The sequence below is a fragment of the Hyphobacterium sp. CCMP332 genome, assembly GCA_014323545.1.
Classification (GTDB): domain Bacteria; phylum Bacteroidota; class Bacteroidia; order Cytophagales; family CCMP332; genus CCMP332.
On record CP058647.1, the window covers coordinates 366,507 to 388,149 of the forward strand.

Sequence of the window (21,643 nt, forward strand, 5' to 3'; positions counted from 1 at the left end):
ATATTAATTTCGCTCACAAATGAAGATTAAAAAAATATTTTTACCCAATATACTTTTAATACTTACACTATTTATAAGTGATTTTTCCAGTGCTCAATTCTGGGATGATGAGCAAAGCAATGATATCATCGTTGGTGCGGAACAAACAAAATTATACATTCCCTTATTGGTGGGTAAAAAAGTGGGCGTGGTAATGAATCAAACATCCCTGGTGAATGATCAATACCTGGTCGATACACTTTTGAGTCTTAAAATCAAGGTAAAACGAATTTTTACTCCTGAACACGGTCTGAGGGGAAATGTGGATGCCGGTAAGGAAGTAAGAAACGGGATAGATCCCCACACAAACCTGCCTGTTATTTCACTTTATGGTGATCAAAAAAAACCACTTCCCGAACACCTCTCAGATTTGGATGTCATTGTATTTGACCTTCAGGATGTAGGCGCGAGGTTTTATACTTATATCAGCACAATGCACTATGTCATGCAAGCCTGTGCCGAGAATGATAAAAAAGTTATTGTTATGGATCGCCCCAATCCGAATGGTCACTACGTGGATGGGCCTGTATTAGAATTGAGTCATAAATCATTTGTCGGGCTCCACCCTATCCCAATTGTTCATGGAATGACTGTCGGTGAATTGGCAAAAATGATCAATGAAGAAGGATGGCTTGGCGATGGAATATATTCAAAAAAGCAATGCATCTTGGAAGTCATCCCATGTAAAAACTACGATCACTTAAGAAAATACGATTTGCCGGTAAGCCCTTCTCCAAATTTACCCAACAGCCAATCCATAAAATTGTATCCATCCCTTTGTCTATTCGAAGGGACTGCTATTTCAGTTGGAAGAGGAACGCATTTTCCATTTCAGGTTTACGGTCATCCATCCTTTGCATCAATGTCATTTGCTTTTACGCCAAGAAGTTTGCCGGGGCATGCCAGCAAGCCAAAATACATGAATCAGAATTGTTATGGTAAGGATTTAAGAGATGTCAATGAGATTGGATTTACTCTCAAATATTTGATCGATGCTTACAATGCTTTTTCCGATAAAAGTAAATTTTTTAATCCTTATTTCAGGAAATTAATAGGCAATGATCAAATCCAAAAATGGATAGAAGAAGGAAAAAGTGCTGAATTAATCAGCAAAAGTTGGATTGCCGATATAAAAGAATTTAAGGAAATAAGAAAAAAATACCTTCTCTACGAAGATTTTGAATGATGAAGAAAGAATTGAGAATCGTATTTATGGGAACGCCGGATTTTGCCGTACCGAGTCTGGAAATACTGATCGAGCAAGGGTACAATGTAGTTGCTGTTATTACAGCTCCTGATAAACCATCGGGAAGAGGCTTAAAGTTAAATTCTTCACCTGTGAAAAAAGCAGCCGAAGCAGCCGGATTAAGAATTCTTCAACCTAAAAATTTAAAAGCCGCAGAATTTCAGGAGGAACTTAAAAGTCTCAATGCCAATTTACAAATTGTTGTTGCATTCCGAATGTTGCCGGAATCGGTATGGAGTATGCCGGAATTGGGCACCTTCAATTTGCATGCTTCCCTCCTTCCAAAATATCGAGGAGCCGCCCCCATTAACTGGGCTATTATAAATGGGGAAAAAGAAACCGGATTAAGTACTTTTTTTCTTAAACACGAAATTGATACAGGCGATATTATTGATCAGCAAAAGGAAGAAATAAGGGATGATGATACTGCGGGGACTTTATATAAAAGACTAATGCATGAGGGCAGTAATCTGGTTTTAAAGACGGTGAAATCTATTGAAAATGGAACCGTTGAGACCTTTGAACAAGACTTTTCAGATAAAGATCCAAAGGCACCTAAAATATTTAAGGAGACAAGTGAAATTGACTGGAATTGCGATTGCGATAGGCTATTCAATTTTATACGGGGTATGTCGCCTTTCCCTTGTGCATGGACCAGAATTGATGATAAAAAACTAAAAGTTTACTGGGCCGAGAAAGAAAAAACAAAACACAATTCGCCTTTGGGCAAAACAATTACTGATAATAAAACCAAATTGGGTTTCTATTGTAGTGATGGCATAATTTGGCTAAAGGATGTTCAACTGGAAAGTAAGAAAAGAATGAAAGTGGATGATTTATTAAAGGGGTTTAGGATATGAAAGTGTCAATGATTGTTGCAGCTTCTGAAAACAATGTAATTGGAAAAAACAATGAAATGGTTTGGCATATGCCCGCCGACTTCCGCTATTTCAAAGAAAAAACTAAAGGCCATATTATAATTATGGGAAGAAAGACTTTTGAATCTCTGGGCAAACCTTTGAAGTACAGAACGAATGTCATCGTCAGCAAAAGAGATAACTATAAACCGGAAGGAACCGAAGTTTTCAATTCCATAGACAATGCATTAAAATGGGCTTCAAATCATGGTGACGATGAGGTATTTATAATTGGTGGGGCGAGTATTTACAAACAGGCAATGTCAATTGCGGACAGGATTTATCTTACACGAATTCACGGTGTTTTTGAGGGAGATACTTACTTCCCTGAACCGGGAGAAAGATGGCAACTGATCTCTTCAAAAAAGAACAGTTCCGATGAAAAAAACCCTTATGACTATACTTTTTTAGTCTACGAAAAAATCAAGGATTAAATAAAATTTTCCCAACCAAAGGTGCTGAAATTAAGCCATCGGAACCAATGCCTTCAATTTGTATTCGATAGATATACATCCCCGGACGAAGATTTTCTTTATTTGAATTATCTGAGTTCCAGAATTCAATTTTATTATTTCCCAATTTTATCTGTTCAGTTATATCCTTTCTAAACACATTTCTACCTTGCAGATCATAAAAAGAAATTTCAAAATGCTCAGGTTTATCCTTACCACTTAAATTGAAAGTTATATTAAGTGATGAATTAAATGGATTAGGAAATATGCTAATTTCATCATATTGACTTGGAATTGCTGTTTGAACCTGGAACTCAATCACCTTAGGAAATACGCCCGCAAGGTTTCCGCTTGCATCTCTACCATTGAATTCTAATTTATATTCTCCATCGTACAAACTATCTGCAAAAATGATTAATTGAAAATTTTCAGTGTTTGTTTGAGGTATGATCAATATGTTCTCATCGGAGATGGATAGCAATGAATCAACAAAGTTTTCGGTTTTATATAATTCAAAAAAGATGGCTGAAGAGTCTTTTATTTTTAGAAAGGGGTTTTCATCCTGAAGACTGATTCTTATTTCCGTATTGTAAGCGACAACATCATTGTTTACAATTCGAATTCCATCGAAAGTTGCGGAGATGATTGGCGGGACCTCATCGCCGAAAACGTTAAAATCAGTCTCAAGAATATTATTATCATAAAATAATTCGCTTTCATCATAAGGGTTTACAAACGTTCGTAGCGTTAAATCACCTATTAAGCCACTTGTAATTAATTCATAATTGAAAATGCTCGAATCACCGGATTTTGGAGGATCAATATATTTTTCAGAATTAACGGTTTCATTAATTGAAAATGTAACCCTCAATGAATCGGTAAAATCAAATTCAGAAATATTTTTAAAACTAAAGTCCAAGTTCAAAGTATCACCTTCCTGAATTGAAATATTTTGATAATAGTTAATTCCAAACGCCAATGGATCAATAAGACCTTCTGCCGTACCTTCATATATTACGGTCCATTGATGTAACTGTGCGGGGCTTCGGTCGATACTGTCTTCAAAATATGATGTTAAAAAGATGTAGGGATATGCATCTGCATCGATACTTGACAAGTCTGTTACTCCTTTCGTCAGATCGGAAAAAATCAAATCTTCATAGCCGTTATTTTTCAATCCTAAAAGATCGACGCGATATATATCATTTTGTTCTTTATGGATATCAAAATCAATGTTTGACCAGGATTTTGCAGGGCCAATTCTAACGCTTTTTATTCTCCCATTTCTGTAAGTCTCGGTTAGCGTATATGGCAAATCAACAACTTGGGAGTCAATAGGCTGACTTAAGGCGGTATCTCCCCGAATATAAAATGAACCGTTCCAGTTTTTCCGACCCAAATACATAAAGGGTTCAAATCGCTCCAGGTCATCCCATAACAAAGTATCAATACCAAAAGAGGACAAGGTATCCCTCAGTGCTGAGCTCAAGGTATTAAAATTGATAAGTCCGTGTGCCATGAGCATGATGTAATCATCCGGATTGGTTTCATTGATGTAATTAAAAAGGCTGGTTTCCAAACTATCCACCCGGATATCAACATTGGTAAACTGACGCACTCCAAATGGTTGGATACCACAATTTCGTCCATCCCAAGGAGAAAGGTCCCTGTAAGGTTGCCCGGTTTGCCCACTTATTCGCACCAAGAGCATTCGGTTTGCAGCACAAGAACGCGCTTCCAGATTAGAATTTTTTCTTAACAGAGCATTGCCAATTTTTATTAAGGTGGTATCTCTATAATTACCTTTTTGGCCTGCAAAACGCAATTCCAGATCTGAAGAAAAATCCAGGAATTCCAATTCTCTACTGGAATCGTTTAACCGCAATCCTCCGGAATATTCATTGTCGATAAACTGGCCATAAACACTTTGAGACCATCCTGAATTGCTTCCTTCTATATAAGTAAATGAACTTCCGGACCATATGGTATCTTCCAGTTTTTTACTTCTCCAAAAATAGACGGAAGTATCGCTGAGGCTTTGAGCAGGCAGTTCTAAATTCCAGATTCCGGTGTTTCCGCTTTGGTATTGAAAGGTTTTTTTAAAAGGACTATCAAACAAATAGCTACTGTCGAGCTCAAATTGATAAAGAATCGAAGAAACACCTTCTGGCAGTTGGGCACTTGAAACCATACGCACAGAACTATTTGATACTATTCCAAAATTGACCGGACTTATATTTCGAACATATTGTACAGGCAAGAGAAGACTATAGGAAGCGATATTATTTACTTCATCGCTCTCCGAAATATAATTGCCCGGATCCAGCCTTATGGAGAATTCATTCAATCCTCCAAGACTTGAATTATCGGGATAATTGTATATGGTATAAAATACGGTATCAGAATATCCAAAAGAAGGGATATAAACGGTATCAAATATTGAGCTGACCGGCGATTGGCGCTCGACCAGAATACCAACAAATTCATCCGAAAACCGACCCAAATTTTCTAAAGGAATAAGCAATTGAAATGAGTCTGTATTAGTAGTTATGGCAGTACCATCAAAACTTCTGGCAATTATTCCAGATTGGTCAATGGCATAATCCGCCTGGCCTAATCCTCCGCTTATTCTAAGTGCCGGGTCACCCTGTAAAGTCATAAGTTCTAATTGCGATTGTATGAACTTCCCATAAAAGGCCGAGTATTCATCTTTAAAATTATTTGATGACTCAGTTAAAATATCACCAACGGGTTTGCCGAAATACAAACTGTCAGCAAAAGCTGTTTTATAAAAATGCTCTGTGTAAAATTTTAATATGGGGTCAAATCCATCAAAAGAATGAGCCAGCATCAAAGAAGCTCCTTTTGCAGGCACATTGATCCAATTTTGTGCCCAGGATTCAAAAGTTTCATAAATTCTTCCTGTTTCACAACCATTGATGATAAACATGGGGTATTGCCCATCGCTGTTGTTATAATTCAGATTGGGATCATTTACATCTCCGATTTCTATGTCATTAAATTGTGCACTTGAGTGACCATACATGGTCAGAAGTGAAATTCCGCGATTAATAACTGTATCTATAAAAATATTCTGAACTCCCGCCGGTTCTGTTTTATTTATAGTTTGGACCTCAGCACCAAGAAATGGGCCCTCTGCAATGGCCTTGAATTGATTGACGTGGTTGTAAAATCTTTGGATTTCTAATTCCGTTACACCGCCACTCAAGTGAAGCATTCGCTTTCTCCATAAACCATTATTAACAGGATCCTCAAATTCCTTGATTTTATTAAGATAATCCAATACCTGTTGTGGAGTACGGGATGCTATTCTGCCAACACCAAATGCAATTTCATTGGGATTCTGTGGATTGAAATTCATCACATAAGGCCAGTCGCCGCCCGGATAACCAAAAGTTGGTACTAAGTTTTTATAAGTGAAAAGCTCGGGATTAAACCGGTATCTGTATACGACATTATTGATCCTCACCGTTTGATTAAAAAATAAACCTTTACCAATCAGGAATAAATAATTGGAACTCGCAGAACTATTATTATGCATATATCTGCACAGTTCTCTTATACCAACAGGACTACTTTCCCCAAATGAAAATTGATCAAAAACTTCCTCTATTTCAATTTTCAAAGGTTTAAAGTTTCCTCCCTGTGAAGAACCTCGAAAATCGTAGTAAAGCTGGACCACCGAATCAAATTGATTGGGATAAACCATTATAAAATCCTGGTCAGGATTACTGAGATTTTGATAATCTCTGTAATCAATTTCCGAAATAGTTGCAATCGATGATCGCTGGCATATCAATATTTTGCGCTTTATGACATTTGCATTGTTGATTTCCACTTTAAGTTCACTTAAAAGTGAATTGTAGCTTGTTTCACAAAAGCTAAGATTAAACGGGTCACTGATATCAATAGCAAAAACATCATTAGCTGAATTTATATTCAAATCATCGATGCTAAAGCTAATTTCATTGCCTAAGCTCGAATCCAGAACAAAAACTTTTGATTGCAAGCCAAACATTCCAATATTCTGAGGGTAAAACAATTCGGCATGGGTTGGTGAAAACGCACCTGAATTAATTGTAGCGTCTATTTTCAGACTGTTATTTTCAATATCAGAGGCCAATATTTCGCCATCAATTTTAACCGGGCCAGCTTGATTTTTAAAAACATTGGAATTCCATACTCTGGGACTGCTGTTTCCCAGTGAAATTGAACTTGAATTATTTAACTTCCCCTCTGCTATCAATCGGACATCTAATAATGGAGCAGGACCCGTACTTGAGAAGTTAGTAATTGAATCAATTAGCATTTGTATGGATGAAGTACTGTATGCGCCGGACCATCCTTCCCCGGGTTGAAATGAGCCCATATATAAGAAAGCGCTATTATCGCTGTTGTAATTTTCACCCGGATTATAACGATAAGAGCTTGGTTCCCAGTGTGTATTTGCGAAGTGATAGTCCGTATTGATTGGATTGCTCACATTTGAAATAGCAAAGCGTTTTCCTGTTCTGGCGTCCACATACCAAGTCAAAAAATAAGCGCTGCTGTCAGAAAACATGTTCAAATAAGGATTGGCAAGACCTCCTTCAAAATACAAACCGGTATCAAGGCTTGCATCATTGTGTTTGCCGTAAAAGTAAATGTCTCCATTTTCATAATGAATGGCCATCTCCTGACCCCGATAAAAAATGGCCCATTTGCTAGAATCAATGGTTGCAATATTAAAACCTGCAGAAGCCAGGGCAGTGCCTAAGTCATTTTGATCCAGTTTATATAGAGCATCCTTTGCTACTTTAATCTTAAAGTAGGACATAGAATAGTCCATCCATGGATTTGATGCCAATACATTAAATTGTATAGCAATTAAAAGGAAGATATTTATTAAAACTTTCAAGGGATGTTTGTCCTATTCAAGATATTAAACTGCTAAAGTAATTCAGAGGTTCGATATTCTCTATTTTATTAATACTTCCCTACTTGAAAATGTAATTCCTAAAATAATTTAAAAAATTTTTCTGCCTTAAAAGCCCTTTAAGCAAACATTTACTTATACCTAGTACATTTTTTAACCCTGTACTTTGCATTACATAGTACCTTTTTATATATTTGCCTTTAACTTAAAAAAAAACGCGAATGAAACTCGAAAACACACAGGTGCAAATGAGGAAGGGGATCCTCGAATATTGTATCCTGAATATCATTTCCCGCGGAGAGGTCTACGCATCGGATTTGATAGGCGAATTGACATCTGCCAAGATTATGGTAGTGGAGGGCACGCTATATCCCCTACTCACTCGCTTAAAAAACGCCGGTTTGGTGGAATATAAGTGGGTAGAATCAACTTCAGGTCCCCCAAGAAAATATTATAACATAACACCTGAAGGTGAAAATTTTTTAAAGAATCTTGATACTACCTGGAAAGAACTGGTAGAATCTACAGAAAATATTATTTCCAACTCTAAGAATTCCAATAAGAAGAAATCATGAAAAAGAATATTAGCATAAATATAGGTGGTATTATTTTTCATATCGAAGAAGACGGATATGAAAAGCTTCAGAACTATCTGACGCAGATTAATACTTACTTCAAAAAGTATGATGATTATTCTGAAATCATCAGCGATATCGAAAGCAGAATCGCCGAAATATTCTCAGCCAAGTTAAATAAAGACAAGGAGGTCATTAATGCTGAAGATGTTGAGCAACTCATTGTAACAATGGGTACTGTAAGTGATTTTGCCAGTATGGAAGAGGGTGATGAGGAATTTGAATCAGCATCATCTGAAACGGAGATGGAAGGAAATAAAAGGCTTTACAGGGATAAACAAAGAAAAATAATTGGAGGAGTTTGTGCAGGTTTGGCACATTACTTTAAAGTGGATGCACTCTGGACAAGAATTCTTTTTCTCATTGTATTCTTTGGTTTCCTAATCATTCCTCCTGCATCGGGGCTAGCACTAATTGTGTATATCGCACTGTGGATTGCAGTACCGGGAAAAGATGATCTGGAAGAAGATAAGCGGATTAAAAAACTGTACAGAAATCCGGACGATAAAGTTATCGGTGGGGTATCAAGTGGTTTGGCGGCCTACTTCAACGTTGATGTGGCTATCGTCAGATTAATTTTTGTACTCTCTGTTCTTTTCTTCGGTTCAGGTGTAATTATATATATCGTCTTATGGCTAATAGCGCCGGAGGCTGAAACCATGACCGAAAAAATGCAGATGAAAGGTGACCCTGTTACACTTTCAAATATTGAAACCTCTGTAAAAAAGGGCTTACAAGGTGACCCAAACAAAGAAGAAAATGCATTGGTAACAATTCTGCTCTTCCCTTTCAGGTTAATTGGTAAAGTATTTGAAGTTTTAGGTAAAGCAGTTGGCCCATTACTAGTAGTGATGGGGAAAGCTTTAAGAGTGATCATCGGATTATTCTTTATGATATTTGCCTTTTTCACTTTGTTGAGTGTTCTGGTTATTGCCGCCGCTTTACTGGGATTATTTATTTCGCCCGAGGTTGTTTTTGACGGCTTACCTGTTCAATTGGTGTCTTCAATTGTCCCCGGTTATGTTGCGATAGCAGGAATATTCGCAATTGGGATTCCAATATTAGCTTTGGGATTATTGGGGCTTAGAATAATTACAATGAAGGCTCAAACTTCATCTACAGCAGCATGGTCCATGTTTGGTGTATGGATTATTGCAGTATCTATAAGCCTGTCAGTCATTCCTATTGTAGTCAGCAATTTCATTGAAGACAATAGCAGAACGGAAGTTGAAACCTTTGAAGCCATGGAAAATCATCTTGTATTGGACGTGAATGAATTGGACTCTGATATAAGAGGTTTTGTTCATCTTACAATTCGTCCTCATAAGGATTCAACTGTAAAGATCATCAAGGAATTCAGTTCGAATGGATCAAGCAAAAGCGATGCGCTTAAGAATTCGGAAATGATCACCTATAATATTACCAGAAATGATAGTATTATACTTTTCGATTCAAATATCGAATTCACAGAAAATGCTGTATTCAGAGATCAAAGACTTGATATGACCATGTATATGCCGACCGGACAGAAATTCATTATGAAGGAGACTCTGGATGAAATTATTTACAGAACCATTTATCACTATGATTATCGCGAAAGCGACATGGGTGATAATGTATTTGTATTTAACAATCTTGATGACCTGACTTGCCTTACCTGTGATCCGAGTTTGGAAAATGGCAATTACACTGGTTCTAATACGGATTTTACCAAAGTATTTGACATCGCTGATAGTATGATATCTATTACCATCAAGGGTGAATACAAGATTAATCTAAGTCAGGATTCAATATCTCAGGTAGAAGTAATCGGGAGAAGATCAAAAGTGGAAGATGTAGAATTTGATTATGATAGTGATGATCGAAATCTGGAGATCTATGTAGAAGATTTTGAGGATGATTTTGATTTTAGAGGAAGAGCACCTGTCTTTATCAATATTAGTACTGCAGATATTAAAGAATTGAATATTTATGGACATAATGATCTCAGGGTTAAAGACATCAACCTTGACAGGTTCAAATTAGAAATGGCTGGATTTTCTGATGCTGAAATAAGTGGGGATTTTTCATATCTGGATTTGAGTCTCGAAGGGCTTGCTGATGCTAAAATTTCAGGTTCAGCGGAATATTTTGAAGCCAATCTCGCAGGAAAAACAGAATTAGATGCCCGGGACCTTATTGCTGAAGACGCCGACATCAAGGCTTTTGGCAAAAGTGAGGCGACAGTAAATGTCACGAATTATCTCACAGCATATGCTGCAGGCGTTTCTGAAATAAACTATTACGGCAATCCTAAAAATGTTGATGAAAAAACAGCAGGGATAAGTGATATTAATAAAAGATAACAATTTGGAGGTCAACAATTGTTAATTTAGGTCAAGTTAAGCTGAAAAAGTCCCGTCCATTTGGATGGGATTTTTTTTTGCATCAGATTCGAAACGAATGTCTAATTCTGAACATTATATTGCCGAAATTATCCTACCCCTGCCTGTTAAAGGGACATTTCAATATATTATTTCTTCAAAGGATATTAAAATAGCACAAATTGGCTCAAGAGCAATTGTTCAATTTGGTAGAAAAAAGATATATACAGGAATTATATCAGCTATTTTTCAGAGTGCCAAACCACATCCAAAGCTTAAAGAGGTGCTGGAAATTCCCGATGATGAACCAATTATTAATTCTTTTCAGCTCAAGTTGATTGAATGGATGCATAAGTATTATATGTGTTATCCCGGTGAAGTTTTGAGAGCAGCCTTGCCTTCAGGTTTAAAAATAAACAGCGAATCGCGAATTGAGTTAATTGATAAAAGCTGGGAAAATCGCAGTGTTGAATTATCAGATCTGGAATATAATTTACTGAAGTACCTATCTGATAAAGAGCAAATGAGTGTGGCTGAGGTTGCTGCACTTCTCGATAAAATTAACCCTGGTCGCTTGTTAAAAAAGCTAGCTGATGAAGAGTTTATCGCATTTTTTGAAGAAGTAGTGGATCGCTACAGACCCAAAAAGATTCGAAAAGTAAGAATGATTGAAGATTATAATAATTCTGAAATCATTGAGGGCCTTTTTGAAGAATTGAGTGCGCGTGAAAAGCAAATTGACGTGCTCATGCTATACCTAAAAGAGTCAGGGATTCTTGAAAACCCATCAAATAACTCCAAAGGGGTTCCAAATGTTGAACTGGTTAAACAAGGTGCAAGCCAGTCTTCAATTAACACTTTGGTCAAAAATGGCTATATGGAATTCTTTGATCAAAGAATTTCGCGTTTTCCAGAAGTGGAGCATCAAGTAAGGTCATTTAGTCTTTCAAAAAATCAGTCGATAGCGCTAGAGGAAATTAAAAAGGAATGGGAAACAAAAGATATAGTCTTATTAAAAGGTATCACCGGAAGTGGTAAAACAGAAATCTACATTGAACTCATTAGTGATATCATTGAAAAAGGAAAGCAATGTCTTTATCTCTTACCGGAAATTGCACTTACCACGCACATTGTAGAAAGACTTAAAAAAGTATTTGGCAATGACATTGGCGTTTATCATTCGCGTTTTTCAGATAATGAGCGGGTTGAAATCTGGGAAAATCTGAAAAAAGAAAAATATAAACTCATTGTTGGTGTTCGATCTTCTCTTTTTCTTCCTTTTGAAGATCTGGGGCTGATCATTATCGATGAAGAACACGATTCATCTTTCAAGCAACACGATCCTGCCCCGCGCTATCACGCAAGGGAAAGTGCCATTATGCTAGCACAAATGCACAAAGCAAAAGTTTTGCTTGGGTCTGCAACACCGGCATTGGAGAGCAATTTTTTGTGTGAAATAGGTAAATGGGGGAAAGTAGAACTGAATGAGCGTTTTCATAAAGATTCAAGCTTACCAAAGGTAATTCTTCAAAATTTTAGAGAAGCAAAAATTAAAGGCTTAACCAAATCCATTTTCACCAAACAAAGTTTGGACGCCCTTCAAAAAACGCTGGATGATAAAAAACAAGCTATTGTTTTTCAAAACCGACGCGGTTATTCACCTTATTTACAATGCATGCAATGCGGATACATTCCAATGTGCCATCAATGCGATGTATCGCTGGTATTACATCAATATTCCAGACAATTGCGTTGCCACTATTGCGGGTTTTATGAAGAGCCGCCCAACCGATGCCCGCGTTGCAATCACTCCCATTTCCAAACTATGGGTACAGGTACGGAAAAGGTTGAAGAAGAATTACAACTGTTTTTTCCGGATGCGGGAATTCAAAGGATGGACCTTGATACGACACGAGGCAAATATGCTCATCAAAATATTCTGGAAGCTTTCGATTCGGGAAGGGTTGATTTTCTGGTAGGCACCCAAATGGTCACAAAAGGTCTGGATTTTGATAATGTCGAACTTGTATTGGTCATTGGAGTTGATCGATTATTGTTCTTTCCCGACTTTCGGGCTACAGAACGAACGTTTCAGACAATTACACAGGTTTCAGGTCGTGCTGGCCGAAAAAGCAATCAGGGAAAAGTCATGTTGCAAACCAACATGCCAGATCATGAGCTCTTCTCTTTTATTCATAAAAACGATTACGATGGGTTTTACAAATGGGAATTGGCCGAACGAAATCGCTTTTTCTACCCGCCAATAAGCAGGATTATAAAACTTACACTCAAAAGTCGAGATCAAGGTGAGCTTGAAAATGATTCACGGCTTCTTGCCGCAATGTTAATAAAAGAACTCGGAAGCAAAAGGGTATTGGGTCCAGAAGAACCCCCTGTAGCGAGAATTCGGAATCTTTATATCCGTGAAATATTTGTAAAATATGAACGAGAAGGAATTCAGCCTTCTGCAATAAAAAGACTAATTGAAGAGCAGATCAAACCATTTGAAAAAAAGAAAACTGCACCGAATCTTCGGGTTATTATTGATGTAGATCCGGTTTAAATTCCGCAAGCAGATCACTTACCAAAATCCTTTGAATAATTCACTATCCTTAATTTACAGATTTACATAAGCGTTTAAAGCGCTTATAAACGTTTTAAACGTTTCAATAGGCTCAAAACGGATCAGAGAGTAAATTTTTGCTATAATTGAAATAAAGTGCATGTTTATCTACCGAAGTATAACGTAGGTAGACTTTATACAGACGTTAGGCAAAATATATTTCCATTAAACAGAATTTAACTTTTTAAATGGATATCAAAAAATCTTTAACTTTACATAAAGCGCTTTTATGGATATTCAGTCATCTAAATTAGAATTAGTTAAATTGATCCTTGAAATAGACAATCAATCCGTTTTGAATAAAATTCTAGATGCTTTAAAGTCCAATGAGAAAGATTTTTTCCTTGAATTATCACCTCAAGAAAAAAATGAAATTGAAATCGGACTGAATCAATTGAATTCAGGAAAACGAATTTCATTGGAAGACTATATGAAAAAGTTTCATAAAGCTTGAAAGTCTATTTATCGCCACTTGCAGAATTCAAATTAGATTCGATTTATGACTATTTAGATAGAGAATGGTCTGAAAAAGTTAAAGAGAATTTCAGAAAAAACTCTTCGCTTCATTTAAAAGTATTGCCCAGTTCCCCAAGAGTCATCAGGAATCTCAGAGCCATCCAGGTATTTTTAAATGCGTTTTAAACAAACAGAACTCTTACATCTACAGAATAATAAAAGATGAAATAGAGATTATTACCGTCTTTGACAACAGACAAGATCCGGATAAAATCCAAAAAGAAATAGATGAATACTTTGCCTAACATATGCTAAAGGCCATGCTCTCCCTTGACTTTACCTTCAAAGAGCACGTACTTTAGCTGGACGTTGGCTTCCATTTTTATTCATTTGAGGAATATGAGAATTTTGATTTTATTCTTCTCGACAGCATGTTTCATTTTACAAAAAATGACAAAGTGCAGGAAATAAATTTACTCTCAAAAATTATGAATGAATCAATGGATAGCTCAAAAATGGTTATCTGTAATCAGAATACCGGAAAAAAGATTGAAATTATTAAAGAGGTTTTTGCAAAAAATGGCATGTTCAAAGAAGAATTAGAGCAGGATATTGAATATGTTTTCCATGATTCAGAATCAAATCATCATTCAGTTAGTCCCTATAAAATACTTGTATTTCATAAATTAAGAGCTTCAATTAAATAGCACAATGAAAAAGCACGTTTATACAACTGCCTGTTTAAACTGTAATTAATCACAATTAAAAATCGAATGTCGCAGGATTTTAGTGTAACAGACTATGTGAAAAGCCTTGAAAATGAATTTAAAAGGAATGCCAATCCACAAAACGCAATTAATCAAAAAGCCTATATGCGTGATCAATTTGAATTTTATGGGATAAAAGCTGGCTTGAGGTCAGAAATCATTAAACCTTTTATTCAAAAGCAATTATTACCACCAAAATCATCTCTGGAAATCATTGTTAAAACGCTTTGGCAGAAACCTCAAAGGGAATTCCAGAATTTTGCCCAGGAATTGACAGAAAAGTATTCTAAACAATTTGAGAAGTCAGACATCGACTTATTAGAGTATATGGTGATGAATAATTCCTGGTGGGATACGGTGGATTTTATAGCCTATAAATTGATGGGGGCATATTTTAGACTATACCCAGAGGAAATCCCACCGCGAATTAACAAATACCTGAATTCTGATAATATCTGGCTTCAACGTTCGGCCATTTTATTTCAACTGAAATACAAAAAAAATACAGATACTGAATTATTGGCCTTTGTCATCAATCATCTACTCGGTTCCAGAGAATTCTTTATCAATAAAGCCATCGGGTGGGTTTTAAGAGAATACAGTCGAATTAATCCACCATGGGTCTTAGAATTTGTTGATAATACGGAACTCAGTAATCTGAGCAAAAAGGAAGCCTTGCGGTTAATTTTGAAGGATATATAGATTATCCAATAATTTGATTTTGTCTATTTTTAAATGAAATCAATCTCAATTCTATTTAATCGGTATTTATGAACATAAAAAAATATTTGGCAGAAGGTTTTCTGATTGTGTTTAGTGTCTTATTTGCTTTATTCATTAATCAACTAGTAGAAGATTATAAAACCAAAAAAAGAAAAATAATTGCTTTGGAAAGCATCCATAAGGAGCTAGTTCAAAATGAAGAAATTTTAACAAAATGGAGAGATAAGCATGTTGAAATTAGAAATAGAATAAGCTCGATAATGAGTGGAGAAATGGATAGTTTAAAAATTGAATTAATGCAATACGATTATCTAAATCTGGGTGTTCTAACCAATAATGAAAGTTTAATCGACGCGATTTTAACGAGCACAGCCTGGGAGTCTGCAAGATCAACGGGCATCGTTTCGGAATTTGATTTTGAAACCACTCAAAAACTAACACACGTTTATTCAATGCAGCAAAACATTACGGATAAAACGCTAATGAAAATCATTGATTATTATTTTGATTCAGATGCCCATGATTTAAAGGAAATTGACCGTACCCTTTTACAATTTCAATTGCGCTTTTCTGAACTCACCGGACAGGAAAATCTTATGGCTTTTTTGTACGCTGAAGCCATTAAAAGCACTGAAAATGAACTTGACTAGTATTCCAAATTTGTTCTTTATAGGACTTAGACAGCCACCTAATTACTGACCTAAGCAATAGCCTTAAACCATCTATTTCAAACTGTAAAAAGCCATTAAAAAAAAGTACAATAGAAATATTGCAATATAATAAGGCTATAAAATTGTTGAATTTCTTTGATTATGAGGTTCAAGCTGGATATAGAATAAGATACCAGCAATTGGAGAATGGAGATTCGAGATTACAGATTCGAGATACGAGATTAAGAACAAAAACTTCAAATCTGACCTTCGAATTTTATTTTTGAAGGTTGATGAATCGATGAAGTTGGAATGAAACTAAAAGTTTTGTATTTTCGTTCATATGATAAATAATATTATCAAATGAATATCACTTCAAAATCAAATACCAGTCATTACCGCAAGTTAAAAACTGTACTTGGAAGTAATTATGTCAATGAAAGAATTGACAGTTCCTATGATTTTATTCACCTGGCTAATGCAGGAATAAAAGCCGGTATAATTAAAAATTTTAAAAATTACTTCAATATTTCACGAGAGGAAACAGCCAATATGTTGAACATCTCCTCTCCTACCTTATACCGTTGGATCCGTTCAGATAAAGTTTTAGATAGGAATTCTTCTGTTCAGTTATTTGAATTAACAGATCTCTTTTTATACGGGTCCGAGGTGTTTTTGAGTAAGGAAGATTTTATCAAATGGCTTAACCTACCCAATCAGGCATTTGGTGGAATGGAGCCTATTGAATTGCTTGAAATACCGGGTGGTATATCAAAGGTAAAAGACCTTCTGGGAAGGATTGAGCACGGAATCATCTCCTGATGATTGTATATCGCTTGTGTAAAAGAAAATTTTCAAAGGATATTTCGGGAACGGGTTCGGCAATCTATGGTGGCAGATGGAACAAAAAAGGCCAGACAGTGCTGTACACCGGAGAAAGTCCTGAAATCACATTGCTTGAATTATTGGTACACACTCCTCCAATGATAGTTCCAGATCTTGACCTTGTACAATTAGAAATTCCAGACCAATCAATTTTTACTGTAGATATAGAAAAACTACCTAAAAACTGGAATCATTATCCTGCTCCCAAAATACTATCTGAAATAGGTTCTGAATGGTACAATGACAAACAATATCTCAGCCTAAAGGTACCTTCGTCAGTAGTAAACTCCGCTTCGAATTATATATTGAACTGTCAACACCCTGATTATTCAAGAAATGTTAAAATAATAGACATTCAAAAATTTAAATTTGATCCAAGGTTGAAATAATCAAGCAATGCAAATTAGTACGAAAAGGCTCAAAATTCGGACTGTAGTGCCGGGCGATGCAGAAGCATTATACAAGTATAAAAGTTCAGCTGACATAACTCAATATCAGGGCAAGACCTACAATTCTCTGCAAGAAGTACATAGCTTGATTGATTCCAACCCACAAAAAATCAATATTGAAAATACCTGGTATCAATTGGTTTTAATCCATAAACTAAATGACACTATAATCGGTGATCTCGGCTTGCATTTTATAGGATCTGAAAATATGCAAATGGAACTGGGTATAAGTTTAGCCAGTGAATATCAGAATCAAGGTTTTGCTACAGAATCCATTAAAGCAATTGTTAAATACGCATTTGAAAATTTAAATAAACACAGGATTTACGCATCGGTTGATCCAGAAAATTCTCCATCCATGCGACTCTTTGAAAGACTAAAATTTCGAAAAGAAGCTCATTTTATCAGAAGCTATTATCAAAATGGTATATGGAAAGACGATGTGATATTCGCCTTGCTCAAATCCGAATATTTTAATGAAGAGACTTTAATTTAGGTCTGATTTTTGATGTATCACACCAAATATAAAATCATGAAATGGACATTGTCATTTTTACTTATTCTATCTTGCTTCAGCACAATGGCACAATTTGATAGTCTGTTTTTGCATAGTGGGGATACAATAATTGGTTCCATTTATGCTCAGAATAAGTACATCACCAAAATATATGTCGATACAGCCTGGTTATTTATACAAAATACAGAGATTAAGGAAAATTATAAGCCCACCTTTATCGATCAAGCGGAAGACGAAATAAGAATACCTGATGGGCCGGAGTTTTATACCATTCCCGCCGGGGAGTTTCTGGTTATTAAAACGAATCGCGCATTGAATTCGAGGTATACTAAAACAGGTGAAATAATAGAATGCCGATTAACTCAAGCTATTGTTAACCGTGACGGTCTTGCTATTCTACCACAAAACACTCCGATTATTGGCCGTGTAAAATATGCCAGAAATGGCAATGCCTTTAAAACCGCTCAATTGCAATTGGAGCTTATTGACATTCATATCAACGGAGAAATAATACCGATTTCAACAACAAAAGACATTAGAATTCTTGATAATTACACCGCAGAACGAATCTTGGGGAGTTCGGCTTCGGGTTCTATTATCGGTGGTATATTTTACGATGAATGGTTGCAAGGTGCTCTTCTTGGTGCAACCATCGGTACGGTAAGCTCTTTAATTGTAGAAAACAGGAATATCATAATTCCTGAAAACAGCAGCCTTGAGTTTATGACCGACAAGCGAATAAATATCAGGATAAACTGACAATTTTAAAGGGTTTGGAATAAATAATATACTTCGCAATTTGATAATTGGAATATACATCAGCCAATGCCTTTTGATACTTGTCTATTTGTGATTGGTGCATTTCATTTTGAAGTCCGGTTTTATAATCTATAATGACCACCCGATTATCCCGAATTTGAAAACGATCGGGCCTTAAAATCTCACCTTCATATATAACCGATCTTTCATTATAAATTTTCCAGTCATTTTGAAAATAGGATTTCATCTCCAAGTCTGACAATATCATCCTGAGGAAATTCTGAAAGTCTTCAAATTCTTTTTGTTGAAATAGCTCAGAGGCAATTTTAATGACTTTTTGCAGATCTGATTCCGTTTTAAAATAAGACATTAACAAGTGAAATGACTTCCCGGATTGTATGCTGTTTATTTGTTCTTTGCTCAAAGTAAAATCAACCGACCATCTTAGATTTTTTTGAATCCTTTCCCTTCTATTTTTTGCATTATCCCATGGAAGTATAGCAGCTTCAATTCCCAGGTCTTTTTGATCTTTTTGCGTTTCAATAGTGTAGGATAAATAATTTACATCTTGATATTTTTTTTCAGAATTGATATATTGTTTTCCCTCAAGAAAATCCACGATAAAATTTGACATGTTTTTGCGATTAGGAATAGAAGCAATAAGATAAAGTCCTTCTTTTGCTCTTGTCATCGCTACGAATAAGGCATTGACTTCTTCAATGAATTTGGCTTTCTTTTCTTTGAAATAAAAATCAGAAAACTCAGTTTTTTCAATTTCAGCATTAAGCCCCAAAACAGCAACCGGTAGTTCTGTTTCAAAACTTTTTGGCAATTCAATCCAAGCTTTGGATCCTTTTTTCATTGAATAATTAAGTTCAGGATAGGGAATTATTACGACCGGATATTCCATCCCTTTCGCTTTATGAATTGTTGAAACCCGAATAGCATTTTGATCCCTTGTACTTGAAATTGAAAGTCTTTCTTTTTTATCTTCCCAATATTCAAGAAACTGCCCTAATCCAGTAATGGGTTTATTGCTAAATTCAAAAAGTACATCCAGAAAATAATCGAGATATACCTGTTGTTTGGTGTCTTTCATCATTCTCAGGGCTTTGATCCAAGCCTGTCCTAATTGAAAGACGCTTCCTTCAATTAATTGGGTTTCGTCAATTTCGAGATTAAAAAAGTCCTTAACAAAGTCCACATAGTCTTCAGCAGATTTTAGCTTTATTTTATTCTGAATTTCCGTCCAGTCATCAATGCTCAAATCTTTTAAATTGGCAATTTGTATAAACAGATCTGCGAGGGTGTCCTGATTTCCCGGTTCGTTCAAAAATTCAAAAACTTTAATCAATACCTTAACCGCTGTGGAAGATTCAAGTAAAAGCGACTCATCGGATATTATAGAAATCTGCTTTTCAACTAAAGCGCTACTGATATTCTTAATTTCATTATTTTTCCTGCATAATATTGCAATGTCTTTCCAGGCATAACCGGCATTTATACATTGGTCAATGTATTCGATTACAAGATTAGATTTAAAATCCTGCATCTCATCTTTGTTTTGAAATTCTTTTTCTGTTAAAACATCAATCCTAATATCTGAATCGCCATTTTTTTCAGCTTTTTGAATAACATCATCATAATAATTCCCTAGCCCCTTAAATTCTTCATTGTTTTCTTTAAGCCATTCAAAGAAACTGTTGTTAAAATATATAATTCCCGGATTGCTTCTCCAATTAGAATTAAGTGGATTAATTTCCACCTGACTTTTCAATGATAATGCATGTTCTCGGATTGGTTCTAAACTAAGTTCATCTTTGGATTCGGGCAAGTTCACCAATATATCAGGATCTGCACCACGCCATCTGTATATGGATTGTTTTACATCACCTACAATTAAATTGACTTTCCCTTCTGAAAGGGCATTGGATAATAAGGGGATTAGATTAATCCATTGAAAAACCGAAGTATCCTGAAACTCATCGATTAATAAATGCTTAAATCGAACACCAGCTTTTTCATAAATAAATGGAATAGGTTCAGATAATACTACATCTCTGATTTTCTCATTGAGATCCGATAAAAAAGCCTGGTCGTCCTTTTCTTTTAGCTCTTCAAGAATCGACTTAATGTTATTTAATAAAGCCATTTCTGGGAAGTTTATTAATATGTTTTTCAGTGAAATAAACCTACCATTCTCCACTTCAAAAAATTCATGCATCTTCCCGGCAATGATTGAAATATTGGTATTTACATCGTCAAAGTTGTTTTTAGGATTGGCCTCCTTCTTTAACCAATCGTTGTTTTGGAGATGCTTATAAAGATTTTTACCCAAATCCTTTGAAAACGGCTCTTTAATATTTTTTTCAAAAAGAGATCTAACACCATTCTTTTTTTCATTGAGAACAGCATGATCCAAATTTTCCGAATCCAGATAATCCAATCCTTCTTTAGCCAGCTTTCTGCATTGCTCAGAAATTCTGGAATATTCCTTTAGCAATTCATTTTTAGCTTTATTAAAATCCTCGAGATTCCATTCTTTAAGCGATTCGAGCATTTCATAGACATTTTCATCTGTTAATGTTGTTGAAAAATCCTTGAGGTTATAGGCTATATTCCAGCTCCTGTCATCATCTATTCTATTTTTGACAAAGTCAAATAACCAGTTTAAGAGGAGCTTTTCTTTTTCATCAATACGGCTGAGTAAAATATCTACTGATTCGGCCAATTTTATTTTGGTATCCAGATAAATTTCATAATTCCCGGGTAGTCCCAGTTCTCTCGCAAAGGATCGGGCTATTTGGTTTGTGAATGAATCAATGGTTTGAATATTAAAATCTGAAAAGCGATGCAGAATAGATTTAAGGATAATATCAGAACGTTCTTTAACAATTGATACACTTATTTTTTGATGCGGATATTCCTCATTGATTTCCGAAATTATTTGTTGAAGTAATCCATTTTCTTTTTGTTCATTTTGCTGAGAAAAATCGCGGAGATAGCGAAGCACCCTGTCCTTCATTTCATTGGCAGCATCGTTTGTGAAAGTAATGGCCAGTATATGTCTGAAATAGTTTTCCGTATAAGTATTACTATCAACTTCCCGGTTCGATAATAAAATTTTAATGTATTCTTTGGCAAGCGTATAGGTTTTGCCGGAGCCGGCGGAAGATTTGTAGACCTTTAGTTTCCCTTTTGATTTTTCAGCCATTTTTAAATATAA

17 protein-coding genes are annotated in these 21,643 nt (G+C 35.6%); 15 read left to right on the forward strand and 2 right to left on the reverse strand.

Translation table 11 applies throughout. The features are described from left to right. Positions 1–19 precede the first annotated feature (19 nt). From HZR84_01610 to HZR84_01620, 3 genes are read left to right on the forward strand one after another with little or no spacing between them, the layout of a single operon-like run. A complete protein-coding gene (locus tag HZR84_01610) occupies positions 20–1,225 on the forward strand; it encodes a DUF1343 domain-containing protein (GenBank protein QNL20697.1) in 1,206 nt (401 codons plus the stop codon). Then, entirely contained in the window at positions 1,225–2,145 is a 921-nt protein-coding gene (locus HZR84_01615; protein QNL23158.1) for a methionyl-tRNA formyltransferase, read from the forward strand. The genes HZR84_01610 and HZR84_01615 overlap by 1 nt, the downstream gene beginning before the upstream one ends. Next, positions 2,142–2,636 carry a dihydrofolate reductase gene (locus tag HZR84_01620; protein ID QNL20698.1) on the forward strand — a complete coding sequence of 165 codons (495 nt, stop codon included), beginning with the start codon at positions 2,142–2,144 and terminating at the stop codon, positions 2,634–2,636. The genes HZR84_01615 and HZR84_01620 overlap by 4 nt, the downstream gene beginning before the upstream one ends. Here HZR84_01620 and HZR84_01625 read toward each other — a convergent pair. Further along, complete coding sequence (locus HZR84_01625; protein QNL20699.1) at positions 2,626–7,572, reverse strand: T9SS type A sorting domain-containing protein; 4,947 nt, start codon at positions 7,570–7,572, stop codon at positions 2,626–2,628. The two genes, HZR84_01620 and HZR84_01625, sit on opposite strands and share 11 nt — an antisense overlap. A 239-nt stretch (positions 7,573–7,811) precedes the next feature. Between HZR84_01625 and HZR84_01630 the strand changes: the two genes are divergently transcribed. The 12 genes from HZR84_01630 to HZR84_01685 all read left to right on the forward strand — a co-directional run bounded on the left by HZR84_01630 (position 7,812) and on the right by HZR84_01685 (position 18,417). Beyond that, positions 7,812–8,165, forward strand: coding sequence for a PadR family transcriptional regulator (locus HZR84_01630; GenBank protein QNL20700.1), 354 nt, complete (start codon positions 7,812–7,814; stop codon positions 8,163–8,165). Continuing rightward, the gene (locus HZR84_01635) at positions 8,162–10,570 is read left to right on the forward strand and encodes a PspC domain-containing protein (protein ID QNL20701.1); all 2,409 of its coding nucleotides are present in this window, start codon (positions 8,162–8,164) and stop codon (positions 10,568–10,570) included. The genes HZR84_01630 and HZR84_01635 overlap by 4 nt, the downstream gene beginning before the upstream one ends. A 97-nt stretch (positions 10,571–10,667) precedes the next feature. Continuing rightward, entirely contained in the window at positions 10,668–13,151 is a 2,484-nt protein-coding gene (gene priA, locus HZR84_01640) for a primosomal protein N' (GenBank protein QNL20702.1), read from the forward strand. A 289-nt stretch (positions 13,152–13,440) separates the two neighbouring features. Continuing rightward, positions 13,441–13,665, forward strand: coding sequence for a hypothetical protein (locus HZR84_01645; GenBank protein ID QNL20703.1), 225 nt, complete (start codon positions 13,441–13,443; stop codon positions 13,663–13,665). Then, positions 13,662–13,853, forward strand: coding sequence for a hypothetical protein (locus HZR84_01650; GenBank protein QNL20704.1), 192 nt, complete (start codon positions 13,662–13,664; stop codon positions 13,851–13,853). Before HZR84_01645 ends, HZR84_01650 begins: the two co-directional genes overlap by 4 nt. A gap of 302 nt (positions 13,854–14,155) precedes the next feature. Continuing rightward, complete coding sequence (locus HZR84_01655) at positions 14,156–14,374, forward strand: hypothetical protein (protein QNL20705.1); 219 nt, start codon at positions 14,156–14,158, stop codon at positions 14,372–14,374. A gap of 66 nt (positions 14,375–14,440) precedes the next feature. Beyond that, positions 14,441–15,136: a DNA alkylation repair protein gene (locus tag HZR84_01660; protein QNL20706.1), complete on the forward strand. Its 696-nt coding sequence runs from the start codon at positions 14,441–14,443 to the stop codon at positions 15,134–15,136. Between the two features lie 68 nt (positions 15,137–15,204). Continuing rightward, complete coding sequence (locus tag HZR84_01665; protein ID QNL20707.1) at positions 15,205–15,807, forward strand: hypothetical protein; 603 nt, start codon at positions 15,205–15,207, stop codon at positions 15,805–15,807. 363 nt (positions 15,808–16,170) lie between these two features. Continuing rightward, positions 16,171–16,629: a DUF2384 domain-containing protein gene (locus tag HZR84_01670; protein QNL20708.1), complete on the forward strand. Its 459-nt coding sequence runs from the start codon at positions 16,171–16,173 to the stop codon at positions 16,627–16,629. Next, entirely contained in the window at positions 16,629–17,081 is a 453-nt protein-coding gene (locus HZR84_01675) for an RES domain-containing protein (GenBank protein QNL20709.1), read from the forward strand. The genes HZR84_01670 and HZR84_01675 overlap by 1 nt, the downstream gene beginning before the upstream one ends. Positions 17,082–17,088: 7 nt before the next feature. Continuing rightward, positions 17,089–17,637, forward strand: a complete 549-nt coding sequence (locus HZR84_01680; GenBank protein QNL20710.1) for a GNAT family N-acetyltransferase — start codon at positions 17,089–17,091, stop codon at positions 17,635–17,637. 36 nt (positions 17,638–17,673) lie between these two features. After that, entirely contained in the window at positions 17,674–18,417 is a 744-nt protein-coding gene (locus HZR84_01685) for a hypothetical protein (protein ID QNL20711.1), read from the forward strand. On the opposite strand, the gene HZR84_01690 is transcribed toward HZR84_01685, so the two are convergent. Beyond that, a complete protein-coding gene (locus tag HZR84_01690; protein QNL20712.1) occupies positions 18,404–21,631 on the reverse strand; it encodes a UvrD-helicase domain-containing protein in 3,228 nt (1,075 codons plus the stop codon). The two genes, HZR84_01685 and HZR84_01690, sit on opposite strands and share 14 nt — an antisense overlap. Positions 21,632–21,643 lie beyond the last annotated feature (12 nt).